At 36.5% G+C, this 3,545-nt stretch carries 3 protein-coding genes; all 3 read left to right on the forward strand.

Going from position 1 to position 3,545, the window contains the following annotated elements; genetic code table 11:
- Nucleotides 1-351: 351 nt before the first annotated feature.
- The 3 genes from AFK68_RS05640 (at nt 352) to AFK68_RS05650 (ending at nt 3,456) form a co-directional block, all read left to right on the forward strand.
- On the forward strand, nt 352-1,266 hold the full coding sequence (locus AFK68_RS05640) for a phosphate/phosphite/phosphonate ABC transporter substrate-binding protein (protein ID WP_246844018.1): 915 nt from the start codon (nt 352-354) through the stop codon (nt 1,264-1,266).
- Between the two features lie 611 nt (nt 1,267-1,877).
- Nucleotides 1,878-2,700: histidine kinase dimerization/phospho-acceptor domain-containing protein (locus AFK68_RS44325; protein WP_371357248.1), on the forward strand; the 823-nt coding region annotated here is incomplete at its 3' end.
- Nucleotides 2,701-2,736: 36 nt separating this feature from the next.
- Nucleotides 2,737-3,456: an ATP-binding protein gene (locus AFK68_RS05650; RefSeq protein ID WP_246844019.1), complete on the forward strand. Its 720-nt coding sequence runs from the start codon at nt 2,737-2,739 to the stop codon at nt 3,454-3,456.
- Nucleotides 3,457-3,545 lie beyond the last annotated feature (89 nt).

Here is a 3,545-nt window from a genome sequence, read left to right on the forward strand (position 1 = left end):
AGAACATACAGCCTTATCGGTTGTTAAGATAGTATAGATATATGTAAATTTGTGCAAAAAAGTGAGGAAAGAAAAAGATCGCAAAGCTCAATGCTAATGAATGGCCTAATATTAAACAAAATTAGTTAAGTGGCCAATTCAAGTAAATAGGGCATATTGGCAACTATGAAATGAAGGCCATAGCAAAATCTAGATTACCCTGGCCAAAGGGACATAAGCCTATTGAAAAATTAGTTTATTAAAGTTTATTAAAGTTTATTAAAGTGTTTGTTAGTAAATTTGTTTGAATCATATCGTTCAAGTCCCAACTATCAGAATGGAGAGGCGGATAAAATGTTACGCAAGTTGTTTGTGAAACTAACACTCTTAGGCATGGTCACTGCCTTGGTCAGCTCTGGCTTAAAATCATCAGCATCAAACCCAAAGCTGTTAGCTAGCGCTCAAGACCCCAGTACAATAGTTATTTCTGATATTTCTAATAATCCTTCAAAAAAGATTAAAAGATACCAAGGCTTTGCAGACTACCTGGCTGAACAATTAAGCCCATTGGGAGTAAAACAAGGTGATGTTGAAGTAGCTCCTAATTTTGAGTCCATGGCCAATCTTCTGAAGTCAGGGGAAGTAGATCTTTATTTTGATAGTCCTTACCCAGCAATGATTATTAGTGATATGTCTGGTGCAAAACCAATTCTACGTCGTTGGAAGGGTGGTATAGGAGAATATTATACTGTGATTTTTACCATGAAAGATCGAGGAATTAAATCTTTGGAGGATCTTAAAGGTAAGAAGATTGGTTTTGATAAACTTAGTTCGACATCAGGTTATATGTTGCCCACTGCTTTACTAATAGAATCTGGTTTTAATCCTCAAGAGAAGAAATCAGATAATTCGCCAGTATCTGCTGATGAAGTGGGATACATTTTTACTGACGATGATGAAAATACTATTCAATGGGTAATTAGTGGAAAAGTAGAGGCCGGTGCCATAGACATCGGTACTTTTATGAGAATTCCGGAAGCCAGCCGACAAGGAATGATAGTTGTGGCAGAAAGTGAGAAAGTAGCTCGTCATATGGTCTTAGCGAGACCTGACCTGAAGCCTGAAATGCTTGAGGCGATCAAAACCATTATGCTTAAAATGGACAAAACTCCAGAGGGAAAAGAAGTATTACAGGGATTTGAGAAAACAGCCAAGTTTGATGAATTTCCTCCAGAATCAAGCATAAAAAGAATGCGAGAATTGTATGAACTTGTTCAGAACAGGTAAATTAGATGGGCCGATTTGGGATTGGACAAGGGTCGCTAGCTACAAAGTTAACGCTAGCTATGACAAGTTTAGTTGTCATAGTAGTGGCTGGGGTTACTTGGCTATCTGTTGACCTTCAGCAAAAAAGTTTTCGTCGTGAGTTGCAACAACAGACCGAAATCTTACTCAATACTTTAGCTGTTACTGTTAGAGATTCTCTCTACTATGTAGATGCTGATTTTATGGGAGAAATGATGGAGCAGCTTGGGGAAGAGAAAGTATTAGCAGCAGGGCGGATCTACGATCGAGAAGGCAGAGTTGTTGCTGATGCTTATGGAGAAAGTATTTTGGTCTATAATATTGAACCCGATCCTTTTGGAGAGCTTTTAGTTAAAAGTGATGAAACAATTTTTGACTGGAAGTCCAAACCCAATCAACTAATTGCTGGTAAGCCAGTAATTATTGGCAAGAAAAGACTGGGAGCTGTAAGTGTAGGTTTGTCTACAACTCCCTTAAATGAAAAAATTGCTACTGTGCGTAATCAAGGTCTGGTAGTAGCAATTGTGGCTGCTACTGCTGGAACTTTTTTGGCACTGCTAATTAGTCGCTCTATTACTGAACCTTTAAAGGAAATGACTAGAGCTACTAAGCGTTTTGCTTCTGGAGACTTGACTCAGAAGATGGAGATTTCGACTGGAGATGAATTAGCAGTATTGGCAGGATCGTTTAATAGTATGACCGATCAACTGCGAGAACTAATTCAGAGCAAAGAGAACCTAATTGTTAGTTTAAAGGAGGGGGCTGAAGATTTACGCCAAAGTGAAGCAAAAAACATAGCGCTTCTAAATGCTATTCCCGATTTAATTTTTTGGTTTAGTAGGAAAGGGATTTTTCTTTACTATAAACCTTCTAGAAAAGATGAATTCTCTTGGTCTCGTCATGAGTTAATAGGTAAAAAAGTTTCGGAAATTTTGCCAGAAAATGCTGCTAAACAATACTTACAATATATTGATGAAGCACTTGAAGCAGGGGATATTAAAATTTTTGAATATGAGTGGTTTCTTGAGGAAAAACGCCATCATTTTGAAGCTAGGATCGTAGCAAGTGGTAAAAATGAAGTTTTAGCTATTGTCCGAGATATTACAGAAAGTAAGTTGGCGAATATACAGTTGCAACAAGCTAAAGAAGCTGCGGAAGCTGCTAATGTATCTAAAAGTCAGTTTCTTGCTAGTATGAGCCATGAGTTAAGAACACCTCTAAATGCAATTATTGGTTATAGCGATCTGCTCAAAGAAGAGTCTGAAGATTTAGGTTATGAAGATTTTATTCCCGACTTAGATCAGATTAAAACTTCTGGTTTACATCTACTAGCAATTATTCAGGATATCTTGGACATTTCTAAGGTAGAATCAGGGCAGATGACTATGTATGAAGAAGAATTTGATATCCCTACATNGAACACCTCTAAATGCAATTATTGGTTATAGCGATCTGCTCAAAGAAGAGTCTGAAGATTTAGGTTATGAAGATTTTATTCCCGACTTAGATCAGATTAAAACTTCTGGTTTACATCTACTAGCAATTATTCAGGATATCTTGGACATTTCTAAGGTAGAATCAGGGCAGATGACTATGTATGAAGAAGAATTTGATATCCCTACATTTATCAATGAAGTTCAGAGTATTGTACAACCACTGATGCTCAAAAATAGTAATTCTTTTGAGATTTATTGTCATAGCGAAATGGGTACTATGTTTGGTGACCGAACAAAGCTTAAGCAAGTTTTGATCAACCTATTGAGTAATGCTAGTAAGTTTACTCACGAAGGTTTAATAACTTTAAAAGTAGTTCGGGAAGGACATATAGGGCATAATGGAAATGGTGGCAGCAAATTGGTAGTAGAATCAGCTAATGTTTCAGAGAATCAGGTATTAAATCAGATAATTTTTACTGTGACTGATACTGGCATAGGTATGACGCCACAGCAGATTGAAAAAGTATTTCAGCCTTTTGTACAAGCCGATAATACTACAACTCGTAAGTATGGCGGAACTGGTTTAGGTTTGTCTATATGTCAAAAATTCTGTGAAATGATGGGTGGCAGAATTACAGTAGAGAGTTGTGTAGATGTTGGATCTACTTTTTCTGTAAATCTTCCAACTGTGGTAACATTAGAACCTGAAAATATTTTAAGTTCTGAATTATCCTAAAAGTTGAACTCAAAATACAAATCAAAAAAGTTAGATGTTTTTCTCCTCTTCAATACTATTTGAATTAAACACTATTATAAACTTATAAG

This window comes from Hydrocoleum sp. CS-953 (assembly GCF_002260545.1).
Classification (GTDB): domain Bacteria; phylum Cyanobacteriota; class Cyanobacteriia; order Cyanobacteriales; family Microcoleaceae; genus Trichodesmium.